The following is an 8,061-nucleotide window of genomic DNA, read 5'->3' as shown; positions in this document are numbered from 1 at the left end:
CGCCTTGCCTTGCTTTGTCAGGATTGGCGGCGTAATAACGCTCGTGATAATCCAAGAGCGTCGCATAGACTTCAATCAAAAACGAGCCGCTGCCGCAAGCGATGTCGGCAAACGCCATTTTGGAAATTTCATCGGGCGTTTTGCCTTCAATGAGCTTGCCAACGGTTTCAGCGACGATGTAGCGCACGATGTATTCGGGCGTGTAGTAAATGCCGCCCGCTTTGCGAACTTGGGGCTTTTCAATCACTTTGGCGCGCGAATCCGTAACGCTCACCACCTTCCCCAAGAAGCGTTCATAGATGCTTCCCAAAATCGCAATCGGAATTTGTCCAAAGTCGTAGGGCGAATGGTCGTCGGAAAGTTCTCGGCAAATTTTCCCGAATACGGCTTCGTCAGGCGGATTGAAGTCGTCGCTATCAATGACGGTGTGCGGATTGAAAACCAGTCCGTTGTATTTGGGTTCGAGCGAGCGGCAGTAGGAACGAAAGGCTTTCCACGAATCGCCTTTGTCGCCAAACCGTTTGACGAGCGGCTCTTCGATTTGCTTGTCTTCCAAAAAGCGGATGAAAACGAGCCGATCGAGCGTGCGCTGGACGGCTTCGGTGAGCGTTTCGCCGTCGAGATGCGGATTTTTGGCTTTGAAGTTTTTGGCGAGCGTTTCGCGGTAGCCGTCGAGGCTTTCAAGGAACGCATCGTCGACCTTTTTCAAGCCGCCTTTGAACAAGCCTTTTTGAGCGGCTTTGCCTTTGGGCTTGGGAAGAGACTCGGCAAATTTTTCAAGCGCGCCGTTTGCGACGGCTTCGCGGCTGAAAAGGTAGTAGAGTTCAGCGAACTTTTCTTCGTCGAGGTAATCGTCGCAACTGAAAACTTTGATGCCGCCATCGAGCGCATAAGCGATGTTGGGCTTGTAGCGGCAATCAATGATGTGAAACTCTCTGAAGTTGGTGAGCGCGGCGAGGGGCGTTTTGCGATTCCAGCCGTAGCGCATCGTTTGGTAGTAGTGGTCGGCGGCGCTAAGCGCAAGCGATGGCTTTTTGGCTTCGACGAAAAACTTCACGTCTTCGTCTCGGAAATTAGGCGCGATGAAAAACGCATAGTCGGCGCGGCGTTGCGCGCCTTGCGTCGCTACGCGGTTTTCAATCTTGACTTCTTGTTCATAAGGATTTTTTTGACGCTCGTGCCGCACGTCCCAACCCAGCGCGATGAAAAAGGCATCGATGAAATCTTGTCGCGCTTGCGCTTCGGAGTAAGCGGGGTCAAGGTAGGCGTCTTCATTTGCCTTGAAGACTTGAACAAGCTGCCGAACCTGCTCAAATGCGTCTTGAAACGATGCGCTCATTTGTGCTCTGTTCAAGCGGCGTTTTAGCTAACTTTCATATCTTTTTAAGCCAATTTCACAAGCAAATTAAACTATGTCAGCAAGCGAGACGGCAAAACGTGATTACCTTGATAAAACCTACGCGCCCCAGACTATTGAGGCAAAATACAACTCAGATTACTATGAAGCGTTAGGACTCTACCACGCCGAAAGCGCACCTGTGTTGCGGGGCGAAAAAAAGCCCTTTGTGATTCTTATGCCGCCACCCAACATTACAGGCAGCCTTACGATGGGACATGTGCTCAACAACACGATTCAAGACCTCCTGATTCGCTACCACCGAATGATGGGCTATGAATCACTCTGGCTGCCGGGGACAGACCATGCTGGCATTGCCACACAAACGCGCGTGGAGCGAGAGCTGCGCAAGGAAAAACTCACGCGCTACGACTTGGGGCGAGAAAAATTCTTGGAGCGCGTCTGGCAATGGCGCAATGAATACGGCGACCTCATCTTAAAACAGCTCCGCCGATTAGGCGTCTCGGCTGACTGGCGACGCACCCTCTTTACAATGGATGAAAGCGCCTCCAAGGCTGTAATGCACGCCTTCATCAAACTCTATAACGATGGACTCATCTATCGCGGCAAGCGAATCATCAACTGGTGTCCTGTCTCGCAGACAGCGCTCTCCGATGAAGAAGTCATAATGAAAACCCAGACCGATAAGCTCTACTATGTGCGCTACTTCTTCAAAGATGAGCCAGAGAAATTTATCACCATTGCGACCGTCCGCCCCGAAACCATGCTGGCAGATGTGGCAGTTGCCGTCAATCCGAATGATGAGCGGTATAAGTCCTTTATTGGCAAAATCGTAATTGAGCCACTCACGAAGCGAGAAATTCCAATCATCGCCGATGAATATGTGGAAATGGAGTTTGGCACGGGTGCACTGAAAATTACACCCGCGCATGATGCCAACGACTATCAAATCGGCGAGCGACATCGCTTGCCCTTCATTTGTGCGATTGACAAGACAGGCAAAATTGAAGCAGGCTTTGGCATTTTCTCAGGCTTAGATCGATTTGTCGCTCGCAAAAAGGCAGAAGAAGTTCTGCGCAACCAAGGCAATCTGGAAAAAATTGAAGACTACACGCACAATGTAGGTTACTCGGAGCGTGCAGATGTGGTTGTAGAGCCATATCTCTCGGAGCAGTGGTTTGTGAAAATGAAACCGCTGGCTGAGCCTGCACTGCGCGCAGTCGAGGAAGGCAGAATCAAGTTCTATCCTGAGCGCTGGATAAACACCTATCGGCACTGGATGACGAACATTCAAGACTGGTGCATTTCACGCCAATTGTGGTGGGGGCATCGCATTCCAGCCTATTACGCTCCCGATGGCACCTTTGCAGTGGCAGCCACCAAAGAAGAAGCACTCGAAAAACTCCGCACCCAGCAGCCCACACTGACGCTTGAGGAGATTCGGCAAGATGAAGATGTGCTGGACACGTGGTTTTCGTCGTGGCTCTGGCCGCTCACCACACTCGGCTGGGACGGCACCAGTTCAATGGAGACCGACGACTTCAAAGCCTTCTATCCTACAACCACACTCGTTACAGGGCCTGATATCATTTTCTTCTGGGTTGCGCGAATGATTATGGCAGGGTTGTATTTCAAGGGCGATGTGCCATTTCGCAATGTGTATTTCACTAGCATCATTCGCGATGGGCAAGGGCGGAAAATGTCCAAGTCACTTGGCAATTCCCCCAATCCACTGGATGTGATTGAAAAATACGGTGCCGATGCCTTGCGCTTTACGGTCATCTACCTTGCGCCGATTGGTCAAGATGTGCGGATGGAGGTAACGAAAGACCAAGACACGCCGCAGGTTGAACAAGGACGCAACTTCGCCACGAAAATCTGGAATGCCGCACGGTTTCTGCTCATGCATCGCAGCGAGATGTTCTCCGACCTTGAGCGCTTCAGCGCCGCCTATCGAGCAATGTCGCTGGCAGGCGTAGAGGTGCGAGAGCTGGAGCTGATGGAGCAGTGGATTTTCTCACGTCTCTCGTCAGCATTGGAAGCCTATCACGCTGCTGTGGCGCAACTGCGTATCAATGACTTAGCGAAAATTCCTTACGACTTTATTTGGGGCGACTATTGCGACTGGTATTTGGAAATGCTGAAAGTAAAACTTCAAAGTGCAAATCAACCAAATGAACGTGAAGAAGCACTCTGCCGAGCTATGTGGGTTTTTGAAGCAGCGCTGAAGATGCTGCACCCGCTAATGCCACATATTACGGAGGCAATTTGGCAGAGTTTGGCAGTGCGCAAGGATAGCGAAAGCATTGTAGTAGAGAAAGTTCCAATGCCTGTAGCGGAGCATATTCAACCAAGTGTAGAGGCAGAGTTTGAGCTTTTGAAAAAGGTGGTCAGTGAAGTGCGCAGTATGCGCAGTGTGCTGAATGTGGCGCCAGCTATCATTACAGATGCTGTGCTAAATGCCAAGTCGCCCAGTGAAGCCACGATGCTCAGCACCAACCTTGCCCTAATTGAAAAGCTGGCGCGCGTGAAACTAACGGTCGGTACGGGCTTGGCAAAACCAAAGCGATGTGCATCGGCAGTGGTAGAAGGCAGTGAGCTTTTTCTTCTGCTGGATGGCTTGATTGACTTTGAGAAAGAAAAAGCACGCCTCTCGAAGGAAATTCAAAAAACGGAGAACTATGTAAAGCAGCTGGAGGCAAAGCTCTCAAATGAAGGGTTTGTATCGCGTGCGCCAAAGGAGATAATTGACGCTGAGCGAGAAAAACTCTCCAATGCAAAAGCCACACTGGCAAAGCTGCAAGAGAACTTAGCAAGTCTAAGCTGAGCGAACAAGAATTGACGTAGCATAAGCCAAGAGGAGTCTGAGCACGACCTTGCATCGCACAGGGCGCTGCAGCAACGACGCTATGCCGCAACACCCTACGCAAGAAATCGACCACATCGACCGTGTGCCCCGTTCTTCGCAGGGATACACTCACGCTCTTTTCCATACCTTTCCCTATTCAAGATGCTCCTTCGCATTTAGGGAGTTTCGTTAAGTAAAGTAGGAAGGAGATGCAGTAATGTCCGCCTTTATTGAGCCTTCGGTAAAAGCGACCACCCAAGTTAAAACCGTCGATGGCAATGAAGCCGTGGCGATGGTGGCGTATCGCACAAATGAGGTTATTGCCATCTACCCGATTACTCCTGCCTCGCCAATGGGCGAATTATCCGATGAATGGGCAAGCCAGCATATTCCTAACATCTGGGGCAGCGTGCCTACAATTGTGGAAATGCAATCCGAAGGTGGTGCAGCAGGCGCCGTGCACGGCGCACTGCAGACGGGAGCGCTCGCAACAACTTTTACAGCCTCCCAAGGATTGCTTTTGATGATTCCAAATATGTATAAGATTGCTGGTGAGCTAACGCCCTTTGTGATGCACGTCGCTTCTCGCTCGCTCGCTGCGCAAGCCTTATCTATCTTCGGCGACCACTCTGATGTGATGGCGGCACGCGCGACTGGCTTTGCGATGCTATGCTCCACATCGGTGCAGGAAGCACACGACTTTGCGCTAATAGCGCAAGCGGCTACGCTTAAATCGCGCGTGCCAATTGTGCATTTCTTTGATGGCTTTCGCACTTCACACGAGATTCAGAAAATTCAGGTGCTGAGTGAAGCCGAAATGCGCGCAATGATCGACGAAGAAGATGTCTTAGCGCATCGTCAGCGTCGGCTGTCGCCTGAACATCCGTTCATTCGTGGCACGGCACAAAATCCTGATGTCTACTTCCAAGCCCGTGAGACCGTCAATCCTTACTACCAAGCCTTCCCTGAGGTGCTTCGGCAAGTGATGCAGCGCTTTGCAGCGCTCACGGGGCGGCGCTACCAACCCTTTGAATACTACGGTGCGCCGAATGCCACACGGCTGATTGTTACGATGGGCTCCAGCGCAGAGACGATTAAAGAAACCGTTGATTATCTCAATGCACACGGCGAAGCTGTAGGCGTCATTACGGTGCATCTCTTTCGACCGTTCAGCGTGCGTGACTTCATTGCAGCGTTGCCCACCACCGTCGAGGCAATTGCAGTGCTCGATCGCACCAAAGAACCCGGCAGTGCAGGAGAGCCACTTTACCTTGATGTGGTTAGCGCACTTTACGAAGGATTGCATCAATCTGAAAGTTGGCTGCGCACAATGCCGCTTGTAGTTGGTGGTCGCTACGGGCTTTCTTCGAAGGAGTTTACACCTGCAATGGTAAAAGCCATTTTTGATAACCTGAGTGCAAAGCCTCCGAAAAATCATTTTACGGTCGGCATCACCGATGATGTCTCGCACACAAGTTTGGAGTATGATGAAGACTTTGATATTGAGCCAGATTCCGTCGTGCGTGCAATTTTCTATGGGTTAGGCTCTGACGGCACAGTGAGCGCAAACAAGAACACAATTAAAATCATCGGCGACATTCCACATCACTATGCGCAGGGCTACTTCGTGTATGATTCCAAGAAGTCTGGGTCACTGACCATTTCGCACCTACGCTTCGGTCTTGAGCCAATTCGCTCTGCATACCTCATTCACAAAGCGAATTTCTTAGCGTGCCACCAATGGATATTTCTGGAGCGATACGATATGCTAAAGCGCCTTGTAAAGGGCGGCAAGTTTCTGCTGAATTCACCCTATGGGCCCGACGAAGTCTGGGACCAGTTGCCACGCAAGGTGCAAGAAGAAATTTTGGAAAAAGACATCAAGCTGTATGTAATTGATGCATACAAAGTGGCTCGCGAGAATGGAATGGCAGGGCGCATCAACACGGTGATGCAGACCTGTTTCTTTGCAATTTCTGATGTCTTGCCGCATGAGGAAGCAATTGAGCAAATTAAAGAATCCATTCGCAGTGCCTATCGCAAAAAAGGTGAAGGGGTAATTGCCAAGAACCTTGCTGCGGTCGACAACACGCTGGCGCATCTCTATGAAGTGCACTACCCAAGAAAAGTAACCAGCACAAAGGAAATGCGTTCGCCTGTTAGCGACGATGCCCCACCTTTCGTTGCAGAGGTGCTGGGCAAAATGATTGCAGGTGAGGGCGATACAATTCCCGTAAGTAAGCTGCCTGCCGATGGCACTTACCCAAGTGGCACTGCACAATACGAAAAGCGCAACTTGGCACAAGAAATCCCTGTTTGGGATTTTGACCTCTGCATTCAGTGCGGCAAGTGCGCGATGATCTGTCCGCATGCAGCTATTCGCATCAAGGTCTATGAACCAAGTGTGCTGGCGAAGGCACCAGCTACGTTCAAATCAACTGCGGGCAAAGACCGTGCGTGGGAGCATCTTAACTATACAATTCAGGTTGCGCCAGAGGACTGCACAGGCTGCACGCTTTGCGTCGAAGTCTGTCCTGGGCGCAGCAAGAGCGACCCCACTCGCAAAGCGCTCACGATGGCGCCCCAAGCGCCCCTACGCGAGCAAGAGCGTGAGAATTGGAAGTTCTTTCTCGAGATTCCCGAATACGACCGCTTGAAAATCAACCTAACCGCTATCAAACAGCAGCAGCTGCAGCAACCGCTCTTTGAATTTTCAGGTGCGTGTGCAGGCTGCGGTGAGACGCCCTACATCAAACTGCTCTCCCAGCTGTTTGGCGACCGAGCAATCGTAGCCAATGCAACAGGCTGTTCATCTATCTTTGGTGGCAACTTGCCAACCACACCTTGGTCAAAGAATCGTGAGGGCTACGGGCCCGCTTGGTCAAACTCGCTCTTTGAAGACAACGCAGAATTTGGATTCGGATTCCGCATCTCTATTGACAAGCAGCGTGAGTATGCAGTGGAACTCTTAAAGCGTCTTTCATCTGAAATTGGTGATGACCTTGTCGGTCAGCTTATTTATGCTAAACAAAAAACTGAAGCCGACATTCACGAACAGCGGGAGCGCGTAGAGCTTCTCAAAGCCAAACTACACACCATTGACCGCCAAGAAGCACGCGAGCTACTGGCTGTAGCCGATATGCTTGTAAAAAAATCAGTCTGGATTGTGGGTGGCGATGGCTGGGCATATGACATTGGCTACGGCGGCTTAGACCACGTGCTTGCCAGCGGTCGAGATGTCAATATCTTGGTGCTAGATACGGAAGTCTACTCTAACACAGGTGGACAAGCCTCAAAAGCGACGCCACGCGCCGCAACGGCCAAGTTTGCGGCCAGCGGCAAGCCTACGCGCAAGAAAGACTTGGGATTGATTGCAATGACATATGGAAATGTCTATGTTGCCAGCATAGCAATGGGGGCGCGCGATGAGCACACGCTGCGTGCGTTCCTGGAAGCTGAAGCCTATGAAGGCGTGTCGCTGATTATTGCTTACTCACATTGCATTGCACATGGTATTGAAATGTCTGAAGCCCTTGCGCATCAAAAGGCAATGGTGGAGTCTGGTGAGTGGCTGTTATATCGTTACAACCCTGAACTGATTGCTAAAGGTGAAAATCCGCTTAAACTTGATAGCAAAGCGCCCAAGATACCAGTGCGTGAATTTATGCGACTGGAAAACCGCTTCAAGATACTAGAGAAGACTCACCCTGAGGAAGCCGAAAGACTCTTTGCCGAAGCAGAGCACGATGCGCTCACGCGCTACCACCTCTACGAATTTTTGGCATCACGCAAGTTGCAAGGGAATGAACATTAGGAGCAAAAGTAGGCACATATTACGAAATGCAACAAGGACAGG

At 50.9% G+C, this 8,061-nt stretch carries 3 protein-coding genes; 2 read left to right on the top strand and 1 reads right to left on the bottom strand.

All coding sequences use genetic code 11. From position 1 onward, the window contains the following. Positions 1–1,339 (bottom strand): type I restriction enzyme HsdR N-terminal domain-containing protein (locus NZM05_10365; GenBank protein ID MCS7014018.1); only part of this gene is annotated, 1,339 nt, incomplete at its 3' end. A 73-nt stretch (positions 1,340–1,412) separates the two neighbouring features. Here NZM05_10365 and NZM05_10360 point away from each other — a divergent pair. Together NZM05_10360 and nifJ are read left to right on the top strand one after the other, a co-directional pair. After that, positions 1,413–4,184, top strand: coding sequence for a valine--tRNA ligase (locus tag NZM05_10360; protein MCS7014017.1), 2,772 nt, complete (start codon positions 1,413–1,415; stop codon positions 4,182–4,184). Positions 4,185–4,422: 238 nt separating this feature from the next. Then, positions 4,423–8,019 (top strand): pyruvate:ferredoxin (flavodoxin) oxidoreductase, encoded by a 3,597-nt coding sequence (gene nifJ, locus NZM05_10355; protein ID MCS7014016.1) that lies wholly within the window; start codon positions 4,423–4,425, stop codon positions 8,017–8,019. The last annotated feature ends 42 nt before the right edge of the window (positions 8,020–8,061 follow it).

Source organism: Chloroherpetonaceae bacterium (assembly GCA_025056565.1).
GTDB lineage: Bacteria > Bacteroidota > Chlorobiia > Chlorobiales > Thermochlorobacteraceae > Thermochlorobacter.
This window is presented reverse-complemented; position numbering and strand designations above follow the sequence as displayed.

Excerpts from the sequence above, each read along its gene's own strand:
- NZM05_10360 (MCS7014017.1), top strand. The coding sequence starts at position 1,413 with ATGTCAGCAAGCGAGACGGCAAAACGTGATTACCTTGATAAAACCTAC.
- nifJ (MCS7014016.1), top strand. The coding sequence starts at position 4,423 with ATGTCCGCCTTTATTGAGCCTTCGGTAAAAGCGACCACCCAAGTTAAA.